16 protein-coding genes are annotated in these 19,749 nt (G+C 52.9%); 3 read left to right on the top strand and 13 right to left on the bottom strand.

Annotation, left to right across the window (positions count from 1 at the left end; all coding sequences use genetic code 11):
• Positions 1–46 precede the first annotated feature (46 nt).
• From yegS to mdtD, 6 genes are all read right to left on the bottom strand, one after another.
• The gene (gene yegS / locus ACJY2G_RS02195) at positions 47–937 is read right to left on the bottom strand and encodes a lipid kinase YegS (protein WP_279918986.1); all 891 of its coding nucleotides are present in this window, start codon (positions 935–937) and stop codon (positions 47–49) included.
• A gap of 386 nt (positions 938–1,323) precedes the next feature.
• Positions 1,324–2,709, bottom strand: coding sequence for a prephenate-dependent tRNA uridine(34) hydroxylase TrhP (trhP, locus tag ACJY2G_RS02190; RefSeq protein ID WP_113876006.1), 1,386 nt, complete (start codon positions 2,707–2,709; stop codon positions 1,324–1,326).
• A 190-nt stretch (positions 2,710–2,899) separates the two neighbouring features.
• Positions 2,900–3,238, bottom strand: coding sequence for a YegP family protein (locus ACJY2G_RS02185; protein ID WP_112288965.1), 339 nt, complete (start codon positions 3,236–3,238; stop codon positions 2,900–2,902).
• Positions 3,239–3,455: 217 nt separating this feature from the next.
• Positions 3,456–4,175: a two-component system response regulator BaeR gene (gene baeR / locus ACJY2G_RS02180; RefSeq protein ID WP_112288895.1), complete on the bottom strand. Its 720-nt coding sequence runs from the start codon at positions 4,173–4,175 to the stop codon at positions 3,456–3,458.
• Positions 4,176–5,561 (bottom strand): two-component system sensor histidine kinase BaeS, encoded by a 1,386-nt coding sequence (baeS, locus tag ACJY2G_RS02175; protein ID WP_112288894.1) that lies wholly within the window; start codon positions 5,559–5,561, stop codon positions 4,176–4,178. It lies immediately after the preceding gene.
• Positions 5,558–7,033 carry a multidrug transporter subunit MdtD gene (gene mdtD, locus ACJY2G_RS02170; protein ID WP_113876008.1) on the bottom strand — a complete coding sequence of 492 codons (1,476 nt, stop codon included), beginning with the start codon at positions 7,031–7,033 and terminating at the stop codon, positions 5,558–5,560. Before mdtD ends, baeS begins: the two co-directional genes overlap by 4 nt.
• Positions 7,034–7,295: 262 nt before the next feature.
• Between mdtD and ACJY2G_RS02165 the strand changes: the two genes are divergently transcribed.
• Complete coding sequence (locus ACJY2G_RS02165) at positions 7,296–8,249, top strand: aldo/keto reductase (protein WP_113876009.1); 954 nt, start codon at positions 7,296–7,298, stop codon at positions 8,247–8,249.
• 75 nt (positions 8,250–8,324) lie between these two features.
• Here ACJY2G_RS02165 and yegD read toward each other — a convergent pair whose 3' ends face one another.
• The 3 genes from yegD to tal form a co-directional block, all read right to left on the bottom strand.
• Complete coding sequence (gene yegD, locus ACJY2G_RS02160) at positions 8,325–9,677, bottom strand: molecular chaperone (protein WP_112288891.1); 1,353 nt, start codon at positions 9,675–9,677, stop codon at positions 8,325–8,327.
• Between the two features lie 138 nt (positions 9,678–9,815).
• Positions 9,816–11,810: a transketolase gene (gene tkt / locus ACJY2G_RS02155; RefSeq protein ID WP_112288890.1), complete on the bottom strand. Its 1,995-nt coding sequence runs from the start codon at positions 11,808–11,810 to the stop codon at positions 9,816–9,818.
• Positions 11,811–11,919: 109 nt separating this feature from the next.
• Positions 11,920–12,870 carry a transaldolase gene (gene tal / locus ACJY2G_RS02150; protein WP_120161592.1) on the bottom strand — a complete coding sequence of 317 codons (951 nt, stop codon included), beginning with the start codon at positions 12,868–12,870 and terminating at the stop codon, positions 11,920–11,922.
• A gap of 386 nt (positions 12,871–13,256) precedes the next feature.
• Here tal and maeB point away from each other — a divergent pair, with 386 nt between their 5' ends.
• Positions 13,257–15,536, top strand: a complete 2,280-nt coding sequence (maeB, locus tag ACJY2G_RS02145) for an NADP-dependent oxaloacetate-decarboxylating malate dehydrogenase (RefSeq protein WP_113876010.1) — start codon at positions 13,257–13,259, stop codon at positions 15,534–15,536.
• 89 nt (positions 15,537–15,625) lie between these two features.
• Here the strand turns inward: maeB and uriH are convergent, their stop codons facing one another.
• From uriH to amiA, 4 genes are all read right to left on the bottom strand, one after another.
• Complete coding sequence (gene uriH, locus ACJY2G_RS02140; protein WP_439291143.1) at positions 15,626–16,573, bottom strand: uridine-preferring nucleoside hydrolase UriH; 948 nt, start codon at positions 16,571–16,573, stop codon at positions 15,626–15,628.
• 54 nt (positions 16,574–16,627) lie between these two features.
• Entirely contained in the window at positions 16,628–17,077 is a 450-nt protein-coding gene (locus ACJY2G_RS02135; RefSeq protein ID WP_112288886.1) for a YaiI/YqxD family protein, read from the bottom strand.
• A complete protein-coding gene (gene hemF / locus ACJY2G_RS02130) occupies positions 17,077–18,027 on the bottom strand; it encodes an oxygen-dependent coproporphyrinogen oxidase (protein WP_430320349.1) in 951 nt (316 codons plus the stop codon). The genes ACJY2G_RS02135 and hemF overlap by 1 nt, the downstream gene beginning before the upstream one ends.
• A 134-nt stretch (positions 18,028–18,161) precedes the next feature.
• Positions 18,162–19,046 (bottom strand): N-acetylmuramoyl-L-alanine amidase AmiA, encoded by an 885-nt coding sequence (gene amiA, locus ACJY2G_RS02125; RefSeq protein WP_120131685.1) that lies wholly within the window; start codon positions 19,044–19,046, stop codon positions 18,162–18,164.
• A 275-nt stretch (positions 19,047–19,321) separates the two neighbouring features.
• Here amiA and ACJY2G_RS02120 point away from each other — a divergent pair, with 275 nt between their 5' ends.
• Positions 19,322–19,747 (top strand): GNAT family acetyltransferase, encoded by a 426-nt coding sequence (locus ACJY2G_RS02120; protein ID WP_013574419.1) that lies wholly within the window; start codon positions 19,322–19,324, stop codon positions 19,745–19,747.
• Positions 19,748–19,749 lie beyond the last annotated feature (2 nt).

Genomic DNA, 19,749 nt, shown 5'->3' with positions numbered 1-19,749 from the left:
CTGCAAGACGGATCACAGTACAGAGAATGAACAGAAGAAGAGAAAGTTAGCCTAAAAGTTCGCAGTGAGGGGGCAAACGACACTGGATTGCAGAGGAAAGAACTTCAATTTTGAACTGTTTACCGGTGAGCGGTTCGCCGTCGAGATTGAACGTCATATCGTGCGGTGCGGTGATTTCGAGCCAGGGCAGACTGGCGGACACAATATTTTTGTTCTCTTCATTATTGAGCAAGCTGCGCAGGAATGACGGCAGCAGCTCCTCTGAGGTCAGCAGACGTAATTGCAGCAGACCATCGTTAATCAGCGCATCCGGGCATATTTGTTGCCCGCCACCTGCCTGGCGGCCATTACCAATACCGATTACCAGCGCATCGCCTTCCCAGCGAAAATCCGGGCCTCTGATTTCACAGCGGTCAGCTTTCAGCGTATCCAGACGTAAGAGACCGTGGATGAAATAGGACACGCCGCCAAGCGCTGCTTTGAGTTTTTCTGGCGTTTCGGTTGTGATACGCGTGCCGAATCCCCCGGTCGCCATGTTGATAAAGAAATGCTGGTCATTCACTTTGGCCAGATCGATATCGACCGCACGGCCTTTGACCGCCAGCTGTAACGCCTGCTCTGGCTCGAGGGGAATATTGCAGGCCGTTGCGAAATCATTTGCGGTGCCCAGCGGCACGATGCCGAGCACGGGGCGTCGTTGTCCCTCGTATTGTGCCAGTGCACCCGCCACTTCATTAATGGTGCCGTCGCCGCCACCGGCAATCACGGTTTCGCAGCCCAGTTCAATGGCTTCGTCCACATATCGCGCGGCGTCTCCGTACTCCCAGGTGACACGCACATTGAGATCTTCGCCCTCTTTGCGTAGCGCGCCGATGGCTATCCGCAGCTCTTCGTTGCCTGCGCCTTTTCCATTTAAAATCAGCATTGCTGTGGTCATGTACGCTCCTTTTTTCTACTTACACCAACAATAGATGAAAGTAGTGGTATTTGGCTATCGGATAAATCAGCGAAAAGTTGACAATGAGGTTAAATAATTGTGCTGATATTAATTAGAAAGGACGTTTATATTTCAGAAACGTATTTATTTAAAAACATGACATCACGTTATTAAGGTGAATAACTGAAGAGGATTAGTTAAATATGACGGATTTTCGTTTAATGAATACAAAAAGAAAAGCCAGCTCAAGGGAGATTGAGCTGGCCAAGGAGGTGGTTCCTGGTATAGTCCGGTGCTTTATTTTGCATTCGAAGTAAATTGCGAATGCATATTATCCAGCCCGGTCAGAAATAGATGTGATCGAATTCTTGTTTTCGACCAAAACATTATTTCGAATGCGGATTACGGGTGTCCGTGTCTTCCAGATTACGCAGTAAAATGGCGAACTCCAGATTGACGTCTTCCGGCAGTGCGACATACACCATATGCCCGTTACCCGGCGCCACGTCGGTTGGCTGGCCTTTCTTATTGCGCAGGGCTTCCAGTTTGAACTGGACGTTGCCCTGCGGCGTCATCATTTCCACACTGTCACCGACGCAGAATTTATTCTTCACATCGATTTCTGCCCAGCCATCCATACGATTACCGGTGAATTCGCCGACAAACTGCTGGCGGTCGCTGACAGAGAAACCATATTCGTAGTTCTGCTGCGCATCGTGAGTATGGCGACGCAGGAAACCTTCGGTGTATCCGCGATGCGCCAGACCTTCCAGCGTGGAAAGCAGCGTCGGATCAAAAGGCTTACCGGCGACGGCATCGTCAATGGCCCGGCGATAAACCTGTGCCGTGCGCGCGCAATAATAGAAGGATTTTGTACGTCCCTCGATTTTAAGCGAATGCACGCCCATTTTTGTCAGAGTTTCCACATGCTGAATGGCGCGCAGATCCTTAGAATTCATAATATACGTGCCGTGTTCGTCTTCAAACGCGCTCATGTATTCGCCAGGGCGCAGGGCTTCTTCGAGCATAAAGACTTTATCTGTCGGCTGACCGATGCCTAATGTGGGCTCGGCGGCTTCCACCTGCTGAACCGGGATCGGCTCGTACTGATGCACGATATTACCGATGGCGTCTTCTTTGCCTTCCTGAACTTTATATTCCCAGCGACAGGCGTTGGTACAGGTTCCCTGATTCGGGTCACGCTTGTTGATGTAGCCGGAAAGCAGGCAACGGCCGGAATACGCCATGCACAGCGCACCGTGAACGAAGATTTCGATTTCCATATCCGGCACCTGTGCGCGGATCTCGGCGATTTCTTCCAGCGAAAGCTCGCGCGATAAAATCACACGCGTCAGCCCCATTTGTTTCCAGAATTTCACCGTCGCCCAGTTCACGGCGTTAGCCTGCACCGAAAGATGAATGTCCATCTGCGGGAAGGCTTCACGCACCATCATGATAAGACCCGGATCCGACATGATCAGGGCATCGGGCCCCATGTCGATCACCGGTTGCAGATCACGGATGAAGGTTTTCAGCTTGGCGTTATGCGGGGCAATATTCACCACCACATAGAATTTTTTCCCCAGAGCATGGGCTTCATTGATGCCGATTTCCAGATTCTGGTGGTTAAATTCGTTATTACGAACGCGCAGGCTGTAACGTGGCTGACCGGCATAAACCGCATCTGCACCGTAAGCGAAGGCGTAACGCATATTTTTCAGGGAGCCGGCAGGGGAAAGCAGTTCCGGAACAAAAGAATCGCGGGTAAACATAGTCAATCTCAGTCTGATCACAGGTCAGGGCCGTCCCGGATGCGGGGCGACGAAAGGTCAGAATTGTAACGTCTGAGTTGATCAAAAGCAGCCATTTCGTGTGGGTATAACAACGCTATTTAGACTATTCAGGAGCCAGATCAATTTCCTCCTCTGCTCCTGAATAGCTAAAAACAGAAATCATTGAGAACTACTGCGTCAAATCGCGGATATCAGTGCTTGCGCCGTTTTTCACCACTGACTGAACACCTTTTTTCGATGCACTTTCCGTGGTGTACATTTCGCTGATACCAATCACCTGATGGTTTTTCGCTTTCAGCACAAAGTAAAACTGGCCGTCTTTCGAAGGCTTGATTTCGTACTGCGCTTCCTCAGGGGAGTTGGTCTGAACCGATGAAATCCCGTTTTCTGCTGACGCTTTACTGGCATACATTTCACTGGTGAGAATAATCTCTCCGTTCCCGGCCTTCAGGTTAAAGTGAAACTGTCCATTCTTCGCTTTTTTCAGATCATAGTGACCAGTAGCCATAAAGGTAATCTCCATCAGAGGGGTTATTTTCCAGAGATAAGTGTAGTTAATGGAAACAGTTTCGCGGCGGGAGGAAAGATTTAAGACATGAAATGTGAACTGGCCGACAGACTTTCAGAAACTTTACAAAACTGAATTGCCGGCCAGTTATGCGTTATTCGTTATTCGTTATTCGTTATTCGTTATTCGTTATTCGTTATTCGCTGTGAGTCATGCGTTATGCCAAATGACAGGGTTCCGCTTCCCAGCGATAGCCCACGCCATAGACGGCGCGGATAAACGCCTTTTCTCCGTCCAGAGATTCGAGTTTACGGCGCAGGTTCTTGATATGACTGTCGATGGTACGGTCAGTGACGACGCGGTAGTCATCATAGAGATTATTGAGCAGCACTTCGCGGGTAAACACGTAACCCGGTTTGACGGACAGCGTTTTCAGCAGGCGGAATTCTGCCGGTGTCAGTTCAAGTTCATGCCCCTGGAATGTGGCCTGAAAGCGCGCTTCATCAATGTGCAGACCGTTATCTCTCGGCACATTGTCTTCCTGACGCACGCAGCGGCGCAAAATAACCTTCACGCGGGCCACAACTTCACGCGGGCTGTAAGGTTTGCAGATGTAATCATCAGCACCGATTTCCAGCCCGAGCAGGCGATCAATCTCTTCCGTTTTTGCCGTCACCATCATAATCGGTACATCGGAAAACTGGCGAATGTCTCGGCAAATGGATAATCCGCTGCTGCCTGGCAGCATCAGATCTAACAAAATCAGTGCCGGCGGCTGGTGCTTCACCTGCGAGATGACGTCATGTCCGTCCGCCAGCCATTGGGTGGCATAGCCTGCGGCTTCAAGATAGTCGATTAACAGCTGAGCAAGTTTAGGCTCGTCTTCTACAATCAGAATTTTTAACGGCGCCGGGCCGGACAATACAGAGTCGTTCATTCAGTTTCTCGGGCCTGATGTTACAGAGAGCGGCAGGACGATCGTAATACGAACGCCACCCGCCGGAGAGTGGCTGGCGCTGATCTGCCCGCCGTGCGCTTCGACAATATTCTGGCAAATGGCCAGACCTAACCCCGAACCGCCACTGGCGCGGTTGCGCGAGCCTTCGGTACGATAAAACCGTTCAAAAATACGGCCAAGCTGTTCATCGCTGATGCCCGGCGCGCTGTCCTGGAACATCAGGTAAAGTGATTTATCCCGTATTTCGCCCCGGATCTCCAGACCGCCATTCGGGTCAGTATAGCGCAGACTGTTTTCCAGCAGATTGTTGAACAGCTGCGAAAGACGCTGGGGATCGCCAAACACTTCAGCGCTTTCCGGAAGGTGGCTGGTCAGGGTGAGTTGCTTGGCATGGAAACGGTCACGCGAACCGGCTTCCGCCAGCTGCACCAGATGTACGACGTCGGTGTCCACCTTGCGGTATGCCAGTGCACCGGCATCGGAAAGCGAAAGCTGATGCAAATCGTCCACCAGTTTGGTCAGAATCGACACTTCAGATTGCAGTGATTCCAGCGATCCAACCGTCATTTTACGCACGCCATCCTGCATGGCTTCCAGCTCACCACGCAGAACGGCCAGCGGCGTGCGCAACTCATGGGAAATATCCGCCATAAACGCCCGGCGCATCTGCTCATTTTTTTCCAGCGTCATCGCCAGCTGATTAAAATCCTGCGCCAGTTTGCCGAGTTCATCTTCACTGTCGACTTCAACCCGTGTGCTGAAATTCCCCGCAGCCAGCTGATGCGTACCGTTCACCAGCCGTTTTACCGGCGCGAGCATTCCGCGGGACAACATCCAGGTGACGGCAGCGGCCAGCAGCGCGGTAAAGGCGACAATCATCCAGCTGGTGCGGCTTTGCTGGCGTTCGAAATTAATATCAGCATCGCGGGTCAGGCGTTCGGCAGGCGTCGAAATCACCGATCCGATGACCACACCATTAACGGTCATCACGCGGCGCGGACCTTGTAAATCCGGTGGGACCGGCTGATCGTAACCGCCGATCCGATGATCGTGGCTGTCGAGGATCCAGAACTTCGTGCGCCATCCCTGCGGCGGCATTCTCGGGCTGCTGTTTTGTTCAAATGAACGCATGATCTGATAGATCAACCGGTCATTGGTTTCCAGAAATTCCCAGCTGCCGTGTTGTTTGTACTGCTCCTGCAAGGTGTCAGCCAGCAGTTCGACGCGCTGTTCGTTGCTCTGACGGATGTAGTCGATAAAGCCCCGTTCAAAGCTCATCCTCACGCCCCAGTTCATGGTGATCAGCACCAGTGCGCAGGTACAAAAAATGGCCATAAACAACTTGGCGGTAATACCAGGTTTCATGATTTTCTCATCGGATCAGGGGAGCCGGCCGCAGCGCGACGACGGTCGATAATGGCATTTTTCTGCGTATCAGGTGGCACTTTGGAAAATACCCAGGCTGGCAGGGCGATCACCAGCGCCATCGACATATAACAATACAGGAACGCGGTGTGCATGGTGGCGCTGTCCGGTGTAATGGCCTGCTGATGGGCGAACACTCCAATCAGCAAACCGGCGACACTGACGCCCAGACTCATCGACAACTGCATGATCATCGACAGCAAACTGTTGCCGCTGCTGGCAAGGCGCGACGGCAGATCTTTCAGCGTCAGCGTATTCATCGACGAGAAGCGCAGGGAGTTCACCATGCCCTGGAAGAACAATACAATCGGGATCATCCAGACCGCACCGTAAATCGCCACCAGCGGGAAAATCAGCGTGATCAGCGCCAGCAGCAAGGTCGCGCTGACCAGTGCCTTCCGGTAGCCGAGCTGATTGACCAGCCGGACCACCACGCGTTTCATCCCCATACTGCCGAGCACCATCGGGATCATCATCAGTCCGGCATGGAAAGGCGTAAAGCCCATACCGAGTTGCAGAAATACTGGCGTCATGAACGGCAACATGCCGCTGCCGATACGCCCGAGCAGACTGCCGAGCAGGCCAATTTTAAAGGTCGGGGTATGGAACAGACGCAGTGAAAACAGCGCAGAAAGATTGCCGCGCGCATGCATCCAGTAAACACCCAGCGCGCCGCCACCGACGACGACCAGCAGGAAAATTTCCAGCACGCTCAGCCCCATACTGCGGCTGCCTTCCAGCGCCAGGGTTAGCGTCGCCATGCACACGGCCAGCATCACAAACCCGCTGATATCAAAGCGGCGGGTCTGCATTTTGTAATTGGGCATAATCATTAAAGTGGCGATACAACCGGCCAGACCGACCGGCAGATTAATCAGGAAGATCCAGTGCCAGCTGGCGTATTGCACCAGAAAACCGCCCAGCGCCGGGCCCAGAAGCGGACCGACCTGGCCGGGTAACGTGACCATGGTCATCGCCGCCATGTACTCGCTTCGCGGGACAATTTTCAGCACCGTCAGCCGCCCGACCGGCACCATCATCGCACCGCCAATCCCCTGAACGATGCGCGACATCACCAGTTCACGCAGACTTTCCGATTGCGCGCATAACAGCGAGCCAAGCGTAAACAGCACAATGGCCGAAAAGAATACCCATTTCACACCGACCTTATCCGCCAGCCAGCCACTGGCAGGCAGCATCACGGCGACCGTCAGCACATAAGCCACAACCACCGAATGCATGTGCAGCGGGTTTTCACCCAGACTGCGTGCCATCGAAGGCAGTGCAGTATTCACAATCGTGGTGTCGAGGGCCTGCATAAAAAAGCCGAAGGCGACAATCCACAGCTGCCAGCGCACCGAAGGCGGCAGGGGTGCAGAAGGCGGTAAGGTGTCAGTGTTTTCAGATTTCATGGGTTATCGCATCAGCACAATCATTGTCGCGGCATTTCAGGAGGGAGATCCACCTTAAAACCAGGCTCACAGTGTAGCCAGAATGTTTCAGCAGAAAATGGAGGAAATAAGGAGAGTCTTTCCCATTTTTTGACAATTCTTCTGACAATAAAGAATAGCTTTCAGCCTGACATTTTATATCAAAATGCTATGGTTGACCTTTGATCGCAAATCGTTCGCATGCAAAGTAAGTTAAATCTGACCTTATGAAAGGGAGAGAATAATGAGCAAAAGAGAACTGGGTCGTTCAGGTATTCAGGTGCCGTTGCTGACGTTTGGCGGCAACGTATTCGGCTGGACGGTCGATCAGGCGGCTTCCTTTAACCTGCTCGATGCCTTACTGGATCATAAACTGAATTTTATCGACACCGCCGATGTGTATTCAAGCTGGGTTGAAGGCAACAAAGGGGGCGAATCGGAAACCATTATCGGCAACTGGCTGAAAAAAACCGGTAAGCGTGACCAGATTATTCTGGCGACCAAAGTCGGCAAACCGATGGGCGAAGGCAAAGTGGGTTTATCGCCACGCTATATTAAAGAAGCGGTCGAAGCCTCGCTGAAACGCCTGCAAACGGATTATATCGATTTATATCAGTCGCATGATGATGATGCCGATACGCCGCTGGCCGAAACCATGGCGGCATTCGATGCGCTGATTAAAGAAGGTAAAGTGCGTGCCGTTGGCGCTTCAAACTACAGCGCACCACGCCTGGCCGAAGCGCTGAAAGTCAGTCAGGAAAACGGGCTGGCGCGTTATGAAACGCTGCAACCGCAGTACAATTTGTACGACCGCAAAGTGTATGAAGAAGCACTTGAAAAAGTCGTCAGGGATAACGGTTTAGGCGTGATCAACTTCTATGGTCTGGCCGCCGGGTTCCTGACCGGGAAATACCGTACCAAAGCGGATGCCGGTAAAAGTAAGCGCGGTGAAAGCGTGATCGCACGTTGCCTGAATGAACGTGGCCTGAAAGTGCTGGCGGGGCTGGATCAGGTGGCTGAGAAGCACGGCGCACAGCCAGGACAAGTTGCACTGGCCTGGCAGATTGCCCGCCCGAGTATTACCTCGCCGATTGTCAGCGCGACGTCACTGCAACAACTGAATGAGCTGGCGCAGGCAGCCACCCTCAAACTGGATGATGCGGATATTAAGACCTTAAACGACGCCAGCGCCTGGTAAACACTAAATCTGAGCCATAAAAAAACCGCCTTCAATTCAAATCAGGCGGTTTTTGTTTATCTGCATCTTTAAAACTTAACGGAACAACGTTTGTGCCCAGCGGGCCAGGCCAGCGGTGACCGAGCCGAAATCATTGCCACCGACCAGCGGAATACCCGGTAACTGCGTCTGTAATGCAGCACGCAGCAGCGGCGAACGCGCACTGCCGCCGGTCAGGTAAATTACGTCAGGTTTAATTTCGCTGCTGGCCAGTGCCAGACTGACCTGTTCCTGAATGCGTTCCAGCGGCTGAGAAATCGCGTCACTCAGTTGCTGCTGGCTGATGGTTTCCGCCAGACCGGATTCAATAAAGTCCATCGCAGCCGTAACGCTTTCACGTTCAGAAAGTGCAATTTTACTTTCTTCTGCGGCACGCACCAGACGATAACTCAGACGCTGTTGCTGGACTTTCAGCAGGCGTTTGATCAGATCCGGTTGCGCGGCATCGCGGATCAGATCCCGCAACATACGGCCATTCGCCACGCTGTAGAAATCTAACTGTGCAGGAACATCGTTGGTCGCCACTGCATTCCAGTAAGGCAGAGCCGGGATAGCGATCCCTTTTTGCGTTTCGCTGCCCATACCAAACTGCGGTGTGAGCTGTTTGAACGCAGTCATGATGTCCAGATCATTACCGCCAACGCGACAACCACTGTGACCGAGCAGGCTGTTCTGACGCTCTGCTTTATCGCGCCACTGCGGGCCCATCAGCAAGACAGAACAGTCCGTGGTACCGCCGCCGATATCGACGACCAGCACGGTTTTCTCTTCCGTCAGTGTCGCTTCGAAATCCAGACCTGCGGCGACCGGTTCAAACTGGAACGCAATATCGCGGAAACCGGCGCGCTCAGCGGCACGTTGTAAAATACCCTGCGCCTGAGCATTGGCCTCTTCACCACCCATACCCTGAAAGTTGATCGGGCGGCCGATCACGGTCTGTTCAATACTTTCCTGCAAGACGGATTCGGCCTGACGCTTAATGTGGTACATCATTGCGCAGACCAGATCTTCAAACAGGGCAATCTGTTGAGGTTTCAGGCCGTTCGCACCCAGGAAGGATTTCGGAGAGCGGACAAAGTACACCTCTTCCGGATCTTCCATATAGGTCGAAAGCGCCTGCAAACCGAAATGCACGCTGTTGGCATTAACCGGAATATCTTCCTCGCGGTTAAAGCTGATGCTGCGGCGCAACAGTGCCAGATTCTCATCACTGCCTGCCGGAACCTGTCCGTGACGGTTCAGCCATTCGCTGACCGCTTCACGTGTCGGTGCACAAAGCATGGAGGGTAAATAAGGATCGTTATTTTCTAACGCCAGCAGGTGGGCGTTATTATCGCGCATTACTGCAACTGAGCAATTCGCTGTACCGTAGTCAAATCCAATAAACATCATTGTTCCCCATGCCAAAGAAGGGACGGGACTTTACCGGAGAGAGGCAGATTCATCAAGTCAGCGGGGCGGAAATAGAAGGAATTCCCTCTCCTGAGATGAAGAGGGAATAAACTGCACAGAATTACTTCATGTCTTTTACTTCAGCAGCGCCTGCGCTTTTGCGACAACGTTATCAACCGTAAAACCAAACTCTTTAAACAGTTGCTCTGCTGGTGCAGATTCCCCGAAAGAGGTCATGCCGACAATTGCACCGTTGAGGCCGACGTATTTGTACCAGTAATCGGCGATACCGGCTTCCACCGCCACGCGCGCAGTCACGGCTTTCGGCAGCACAGATTCGCGGTAAGCCTCGTCCTGTTTGTCGAACACATCAGTAGAAGGCAGAGAGACTACCCGCACTTTAGTACCCGCTGCAGCCAGTTTGTCCGCGGCTTCTACCGTAATACCTACTTCGGACCCGGTGGCAATCAGAATCACATCCGGCGTGCCGTCTGAGTCTTTCAGCACATAACCACCGCGTGCGACGTTTGCCAGTTGCTCAGCGGTACGCGGTTGCTGGGTCAGGTTCTGACGCGAGAAGATAAGTGCAACCGGACCGTCGTTGCGCTCGATGGCATATTTCCATGCCACGGCAGATTCGACCTGATCAGCCGGACGCCACAGGCTCATGTTTGGCGTCACACGCAGGCTGGCCATTTGCTCAACCGGCTGGTGCGTCGGACCGTCTTCCCCCAGACCAATCGAATCGTGGGTATACACGAAGACGTTGCGTATTTTCATCAGCGCCGCCAGACGTACCGCGTTACGGGCATATTCAACGAACATCAGGAAGGTCGCAGAATAAGGCAGGAAACCGCCGTGCAGCGCGAGACCGTTGGAGATGGCCGTCATGCCGAACTCACGCACGCCGTAGTGGATGTAGTTACCGGCGTGGTCTTCAATCAGTGATTTTGAGCCCGACCACATGGTCAGGTTACTTGGCGCAAGGTCTGCGGAACCGCCGAGGAATTCAGGCAAAATTTTGCCAAACTCTTCCAGAGTATTTTGTGAGGCTTTACGGCTGGCGATATTCGCAGGTTTGGCCTGCAAACCTTCGATGAATGCCTGTGCTTTGGATTCCCAGTCCGCAGGTAATTTGCCATTAACGCGGCGGTCAAATTCAGCGGCCAGCTCAGGATAGGCTTTGGCATAAGCGGCGAATTTATCGTTCCAGGCTTTTTCTTTGGCTTTGCCCGCTTCTTTGGCATCCCAGGCGTCATAAATATCTTGCGGGATTTCAAAGGCCGGATAGTTCCAGCCCAGCGCCTTGCGGGTGGCGGCGACTTCGTCGGCACCCAGTGCGGCACCATGTGCTTCATGAGTCCCGGCTTTGTGCGGCGAACCGAAACCAATCACTGTTTTGCACATCAGCAGGGAAGGGCGGTCAGTGACTTTATGAGATTCTTCGATTGCCGCTTTTATGGCGTCGGAGTTTTGGCCGTCAATTCCACGGATGACATGCCAGCCGTAAGCTTCGAAACGTTTGGCCGTATCATCGGTAAACCAGCCTTCGACGTGTCCGTCAATGGAGATACCGTTGTCATCATAAAACGCGGTCAGTTTGCCGAGTTTCAGGGTACCGGCCAGCGAGCAGGCTTCGTGGGAAATCCCTTCCATCATGCAGCCATCCCCTAAGAAAACGTAGGTGTGATGGTTGACGATTTCGTGATTTTCACGGTTAAACTGCGCGCCTAACGTACGTTCAGCAATCGCAAAACCCACAGCGTTGGCAACGCCCTGACCCAGCGGACCGGTGGTGGTTTCCACACCCGGCGTATAACCGTATTCAGGATGTCCTGGTGTTTTAGAATGCAACTGGCGGAAGTTTTCCAGTTCGCTCATTGGCAGGTCGTAACCGGTCAGGTGCAGCAGACTGTATTGCAGCATCGAGCCGTGGCCGTTGGACATCAGGAAGCGGTCGCGATCGGCCCATTTCGGGTTGGTCGGGTTGTGATTCATGTAATCGCGCCACAAGACTTCGGCGATATCGGCCATCCCCATCGGGGCGCCGGGGTGTCCGGAATTCGCTTTCTGGACGGCATCCATGCTAAGCGCACGGATAGCATTCGCTAGTTCTCTACGAGAAGGCATATTTTTCTCCGGATGGGTCACTTTGCTGAGCCAGATGACAAAAGTGCGGAGTTGCCACCGGTCTGCCAGGTGACTCAGCTGAGGTTAGATTTTTAAACTACGGTTGAAACTAAAGCTGTGCTGAAAGCATATCTTCGAGTTTCTTCTGATCGACGGCGAATGCGCGGATACCTTCCGCCAGTTTTTCAACGGCCATGGCGTCCTGATGGTGTTCCCAGAGGAATTCAGCCTGCGTCAGAGGAGCGGGTTTTTTTCCACCTTTGCCGGAAGGCTGTAATTTACGTTCAACCGGTTCATTGCTGGCTTTCAGTTCTTCCAGGAGGTTAGGAGAAATGGTCAGGCGATCACAGCCTGCCAGCGCCAGGATTTGTTCCACTTTACGGAAGCTGGCACCCATGATGACGGTCGGGTAATCGTGAGATTTGTAGTAGTCGTAGATGTCGCGAACCGATTTAACGCCCGGATCTTTTTCCACGTCATACGTTGCGTTCGGCTCTTTGGCTTTGTACCAGTCGTAAATACGGCCAACGAACGGAGAAATCAGGTAGACACCGGCTTCTGCACAGGCGCGTGCCTGTGCGAATGAGAACAGCAGGGTCAGGTTACAGTTGATGCCTTCTTTTTCCAGTTTCTCTGCGGCTTTGATCCCTTCCCAGGTGGAAGCGAGTTTGATCAGAATACGGGATTTATCAATGCCCTGATCCTGATACAGGCCAATCAGTTTACGGGCCTTTTCGATACACAATTCACTGTTGAAAGACAGGCGTGCATCGACTTCAGTCGAGATACGGCCCGGCACGCTCTTCAGGATTTCCACCCCGATATTAACGGCCAGTTTATCTGTGGCATTGATCACCTGAGTCTCTTTGCTGCCGCCTTGTTTACGGGCATAGTCCAGCGCGTCTTTAATCAGGTTTTGGTATTGCGGCAGGTCGGCTGCTTTGAGGATCAGCGAAGGATTGGTGGTCGCATCCTGAGGCTCGAAATGACGGATAGATTCAATGTCACCGCTGTCGGCAACGACGGTGGTGATTTTTTTTAGTGCGTCTAACTGGTTCATCTCTTAGCTCCTTAGCGAGAAAAAACGATACAGCAATAAGGTCGTCTGACTCTGGTTTGCAGGGCTCCTACCCTGCATCATTCTGTTAACAAACTGAATGCGCTTTTTCTGATTACTGCAATGGGTCTCAACAATGGCGGCCTTTGTTGCTGCTTAAACTGGGCGTCTGACGAGAAAAGCGCAAGGACAAACTTTAAGCTTAGTTGATTTTTACGAGACGTATTCCATGAATGAAAAGCAAACAATGTAACGGTCAATTTTTAGTCGTTATTCACCCTTCGTCGTGGCAGGGTTATCTATACTGGTCAGCGGGAAAACCTGATGGTGATGTTTACCCGTACCCTGTTGTCTCTGCAAAAAATAAGAAACAAGAAAAGGACCCTACGATGGACGAACAACTCAAGCAAAGTGCGCTCGATTTTCATGAATTCCCGGTGCCCGGAAAAATTCAGGTCTCGCCCACCAAACCCCTCGCCACACAACGTGATCTGGCGCTGGCTTATTCACCCGGTGTTGCCGCTCCCTGTCTGGAGATCGCCAGAGATCCGCAGGCCGCTTACAAATACACGGCTCGTGGCAATCTGGTGGCTGTTATCTCGAACGGAACGGCGGTTCTCGGACTGGGTAATATCGGCGCGCTGGCCGGTAAACCGGTGATGGAAGGGAAGGGCGTATTGTTCAAAAAATTCGCGGGTATCGACGTGTTTGATATCGAAGTCGATGAAAACGATCCGGATAAACTGATCGACGTGATTGCCGCGCTGGAGCCGACATTCGGCGGCATCAACCTTGAAGACATCAAAGCGCCGGAATGTTTTTACATCGAGAAAAAGCTGCGTGAACGCATGAAGATCCCGGTATTTCATGACGATCAGCACGGCACCGCGATTATCTGTACGGCGGCGGTACTCAACGGTTTACGCGTGGTGGGCAAAAATATTTCGGATGTCCGGCTGGTGGTGTCCGGCGCGGGGGCTTCTGCTATTGCCTGTCTGAATCTGCTGGTCGCGCTCGGACTTAAGCGCCACAACATTACGGCCTGTGATTCCCGTGGCGTTATCTATAAAGGCCGCGAAGAAAATATGGCCGAAACCAAAGCAGCGTATGCCATTGACGACAACGGGCAGCGCACGCTGGGCGATGCCATTCCGCAAGCTGATATCTTCCTCGGCTGTTCCGGCCCCGGCGTTTTGACGCAGGAGATGGTGGTAACCATGGCGAAGGATCCGCTGATCCTGGCGCTTGCCAATCCTGAACCGGAGATTCTGCCACCGCTGGCGAAAGCGGTTCGCCCTGATGCCATCATCTGTACAGGTCGCTCGGATTATCCCAATCAGGTCAATAACGTGCTGTGTTTCCCGTTCATTTTCCGTGGCGCGCTGGACGTAGGTGCAACCACCATCAATGAAGAAATGAAACTGGCTTGTGTTCATGCGATTGCCGATCTGGCGATGGCAGAACAAAGTGATGTGGTGGCTTCTGCCTATGGAGAAGAAGAGTTGTCTTTCGGCCCGGACTACATCATTCCGAAACCCTTTGACCCGCGGCTGATTGTAAAAATTGCACCGGCGGTTGCCAAAGCGGCAATGGATTCTGGTGTGGCGATGCGCCCTATTGAAGACCTGGATGCGTACGCCGAAAAGCTGACGGAATTCGTCTATAAAACCAATTTGTTTATGAAGCCCATTTTCTCGCAGGCGAAGAAAGATGCCCGGCGCGTGGTGATGGCGGAAGGTGAAGAAGAACGCGTATTACAGGCTACGCAGGAGTTAATTTCCCTTGGGCTGGCCAAACCTATTCTGGTCGGGCGGCCAAGCGTTATCGCCATGCGAATTAAAAAGCTGGGGCTGCAACTGGAAGCTGGCCGCGATTTTGAAGTGGTGAATAACGAATCTGATCCGCGCTTCAATGAGTACTGGCGCGAATATTATGAGCTGATGAAACGACGCGGTGTGTCGCAGGAGCAGGCGCGGCGGGCGGTGATTGGTAATCCGACACTGATTTCCGCCATCATGCTGTTGCGTGGTGAAGCTGATGCGATGATTTGCGGCACGGTCGGCACCTATCATGAGCATTACGACATCGTGGAGAAAGTGTTTGGTTTTCGCGAAGGTGCGCACGTTGCCGGCGCGATGAATGCGTTGCTGCTGCCAAGCGGCAATACGTTTATTGCAGACACTTACGTTAACGACGATCCGACGCCGGAACAGCTGGCAGAAATCACCCTTATGGCGGCAGAAACGGTGCGGCGTTTTGGTATTGAGCCAAAGGTTGCATTGCTTTCGCATTCGAGTTTTGGCACGTCAGACAGTCCGGCGGCGCTGAAAATGCGACGTACGCTGGAGCTGGTAAACGAGCTTGATCCAGAGCTGGAAATCGACGGCGAGATGCATGGCGATGCGGCGCTGGTGGAAAGCATACGTCAGGACATCATGCCGGACAGCCCGCTGAAAGGTTCGGCCAATATCCTGATTATGCCGAATATGGAATCGGCGCGTATCAGCTACAACCTGCTGCGGGTATCGTGCTCTGAAGGCGTGACTGTCGGACCAGTGCTGATGGGGGTGTCGAAACCGGTACATATTCTGACACCGATTGCTTCGGTACGCAGGATTGTGAATATGGTGGCTTTAGCCGTGGTGGAGGCACAAACCGAGCCTCTTTAACTCTAACTCTTTAACCCTGACTCTTTGAACCTGCCTGCTTAAACCTGAAAGGGCGCAGCAACGCGCGCCCTTTTAATCAAATGACGGGCTCAGTATTTCACTTCGCCGATCCGCTCCAGCGCATCGACGATAAGATCCCAGAAACGCTGATGATCGAGTTTTACCGCGACCTGCGTGTGGCAATCTGGCGGCGGTGGGGCGCGGAAATCGGCAACCGTCATGCCCAGCGTCAGCGTGCCGGTCAGCTCAATATCAACCGGTACTTTTTGCACCGTCATCACGTTCGGATCAATCACGTAAGCCACGGCGCACGGGTCGTGAACCGGCGGGGAATTAAAGCCCTGACGATCTTTGTAGCTCAGACCGAAGAAATCGAGCAGCTCACCGACAAATTTGGCAGGCTGTGTGCCGACCGCAGCAATGCGCGCAGCGACTTCCGGCGTGGCAAGTGCCTGATGGGTGAGATCCAACCCGACCATGGTCAGCGGCCATTTTTCGTTGAACACGATATGGGCGGCTTCCGGGTCAATCTTGATATTAAACTCGGCAACTGCGCTCCAGTTACCCACATGATAACCGCCGCCCATCAGCACCACTTCTTTCACACGGTCAGCAATGCGCGGCTCTTTACGTACCGCCATCGCAATATTGGTCAGCCCGCCGGTGGGCACCAGCGTGATCGTTTTCGGTGGATGGGACATGATCAAATCAATGATCAGGTCGATGGCGTGAACCGGCTCCAGCGTAATGGCGGCTTCCGGCAGCACCGGTCCGTCAAGACCTGATTCGCCGTGGATTTCATCAGCCACTTCAATCTGACGCACCAGCGGACGTGTTGCGCCCGCCGCAAATGGCACTCCGGTCAGGTTAATCACACGAGCAACGGCAAGTGCGTTGCGGGTGACTTTTTCCAGTGTCTGATTACCGACTACCGTGGTAACAGCCAGCAGTTCGATGTCGGGGTTACCGTGAGCCAGTAACATCGCGATAGCGTCGTCGTGCCCCGGATCGCAATCAAGGATGATCTTTTTGACCATTTCTTATTCCTTTAATTAATGTAGTGGTACTTCGGTTTCGACAGCCAGACCGGATTATTTTTTGGCTTGTTGCAGCCACTTATCCAGTTCATTGGCAAATTGCTGGCGGTCGCGCTGATTAAGCGCAGGCGGTCCGCCGGTCTGCACGCCGCTGGCGCGCATGGTGTCCATAAAATCACGCATATTCAGGCGCTCTTTGATGGTTTCAGTGGTGTACCGCTCGCCGCGAGGGTTGAGCGCTACACCGCCTTTTTCAATCACTTCCGCCGCGAGAGGAATATCTGCGGTGATCACCAGATCGCCGGGCTCGGTGCGTTTAACGATTTCGTTATCCGCGACGTCAAAACCGGCTTCCACGCGCAAAGTACGCAGGAATTTCGACGGCGGTGTGCGGATGATTTGGTTAGCCACAAGTGTCACCATCATGCCGGTGCGCTCAGCGGCGCGGAACAGCACTTCCTTGATGACATTCGGACAGGCGTCGGCATCAACCCAGATTTGCATTAACTTGCCTCTCCATTTACAGAAGATCCTTTTTCAGCCAGCCAGTCGCGAACCGGCAGGAAATCGCTGTACAGCGCGGCTTCCGGGCTGCCAGCTTCTGGCTGATAGCCATATTCCCAGCGCACCAGCGGCGGCATCGACATCAAAATAGATTCTGTACGCCCGCCGGTTTGCAGGCCAAACAGTGTTCCGCGATCCCACACCAGATTGAATTCGACGTAGCGGCCACGGCGGTAAAGCTGGAACTGACGCTCACGTTCGCCCCACGGCAGGGCTTTGCGTTGTTCCACGATGGGCAGATAGGCGTCAGTGAAGCCGTTGCCGACGGCCTGCATAAAGCTGAAACAGGTATCGAAATCTGGCGAGTTCAGATCGTCAAAGAACAAACCGCCGATGCCGCGCGCTTCATTGCGGTGTTTGATAAAGAAGTAATCGTCACACCATTTTTTATATTTCGGATACACGTCATCGCCGAATGGCTGGCAAAGCTGCTGCGCGGTGAGGTGCCAGTGGCGGGCATCTTCTTCAAAACCATAATACGGTGTGAGATCGAAACCCCCACCGAACCACCAGACCGGCGCTTCACCCGGCTTTTCGGCAATGAAGAAACGCACATTGGCATGGCTGGTCGGAATGTAAGGGCTCAGCGGATGAATGACCAGTGAGACGCCCATGGCCTGAAAACTACGCCCGGCAAGTTCAGGGCGATGTGCCGTGGCAGAAGCCGGAAGGGTAGCGCCGGAAACATGTGAGAAGTTCACACCAGCCTGTTCGAACACTGCGCCATGGGTCATAACCCGGCTCTGACCGCCACCGCCTTCTTCGCGAACCCACTGGTCTTCAGCAAAATGACCTTTGCCATCGGCAGCGGCCAGTTGCAGGCAAATGTGGTCCTGAAGCTTGAGCAGGAAGGTTTTGACTTGCTGGATGTCGGGAATGGATTGGCTCACAGGCTAACTCGCAGACGTTGACTGAAAAGACATTCAGCGCCTTGCGGGCGCTGAATGATAGAAAAGTGGACGTTATTATATACCCAAAACCCTGCGGGTCACCAAAGGCGGCTGCTTTGGGTGTGGGGAAAACGTTATCGGGGCTTGCGCTCGTTGGCGTCGAAGTAACTGAAAAAGTTCACGATACCCTGGGAAATCGCCTGAGCAATTTCACGGCGGAACGCTGTTGTGCTGAGCAACTGTTCTTCCTGATGGTTGGTGATAAACGATGTTTCCACCAGAATTGACGGGATCGACGGGGATTTCAGAACGGCAAATGCGGCCTGTTCAGTTTGCTGGCTGTGCAGGTGATGGATAGGCCGGATCCTGTCGAGCACGTGATGCCCCAGCGTCAGGCTGTTTTTAATGGTGTCAGTCTGCACCAGATCGAATAACACCTGCTGCAGATAATTGTTGTCTTCTTTGGCGTATTTCGCTCCGGCAACCAGGTCGGCGTCATTTTCTTTTTTCGACATATATCGCGCCATGGCGCTGCTGGCACCGCGGTTGGAAAGTGCAAAAACCGACGCACCGGAGGCCGTCGGGCTGGTGTAACCATCGGCGTGAATGGAAACGAACAGATCTGCCTGATGCTGATGTGCCAGTTCAACACGCTGATAAAGTGGAATAAAGTGGTCGGAATCGCGGGTCAGTTTGACTTCAATATGGCTTTGCTCGCCTAGGAATTCCCGCACATAGTTGGCGATTTCCAGCACCACGTGCTTTTCTTCCGAACCCTCATGACCGACAGCGCCGGAATCAATACCGCCGTGGCCGGGATCGATCATCACCAGTTTCTTCGCGCCAGGCGGCTTAGGTGCCGGGGCGGATTTGGTGATGTGTTCCTGCTGCGCTGCGCTGGCAGAGCGGGAACCAAAGGCGGCAATCGCTAAACCGAGTCCGGAAAGCAGTAACTGGCGGCGTGTGGCGGCAGCAGGAAGCGGCTGGAAATGCAGAAATTTGTTCAGGGGGTTTAACATCAGTCCGTAACCGTCAGAAAAAAGGCAGAATGCTCTATGTTATAGAGTATCTTTTTTATAGTTTCGATCTGAGAACTATTACTTTTTATGAATATTGTGTCGCGGATGAAATCAGGGCCGAATAAATGTCCGGTGATAGGCAGGAATATCTTCTTCAGATGTTGAATTTGCGGTTTAAATTCATTCATAAAGCAGACAATCTGTGATTTTGATGTTGCGTATCAAACAGATCACGCGATAATCAAGTAAACCCCTATTAACAGCGGCGAACAGTGATGGAAATTCGCGTATACCGTCAAGAAGATTTTGAGGAAGTACTGACCTTATGGGAGCGTTGCGATCTGCTGCGCCCGTGGAACGATCCTGAGCTGGATATCGAACGTAAAATTAACCACAGCCCGGAGTTTTTCCTGGTGGCAGAAGTCGGCGGTGAAGTGGTCGGCACCCTGATGGGCGGCTACGACGGCCATCGCGGTTCGGCTAACTATCTCGGCGTACATCCGGATTATCGCGGACGAGGCATCGCTAACGCGCTGGTTAATCGTCTGGAGAAAAAACTGATTGCCCGCGGCTGCCCGAAAATGAATTTAATGGTGCGTGCAGAAAACGATGCCGTGGTCAGCATGTACGAAAAACTGGGTTATGAAATTTCGGATACGCTTTTACTGGGTAAGCGGCTGATCGAAGATCAGGAATATTAATC

The sequence above is a fragment of the Rahnella sp. ATs2 genome (assembly GCF_051851855.1).
GTDB classification, from domain to species: Bacteria; Pseudomonadota; Gammaproteobacteria; order Enterobacterales; family Enterobacteriaceae; genus Rahnella; species Rahnella variigena.
The sequence above is the reverse complement of the archived record's forward strand: the minus strand, read 5'-3'. Positions and strand labels throughout refer to the sequence as shown.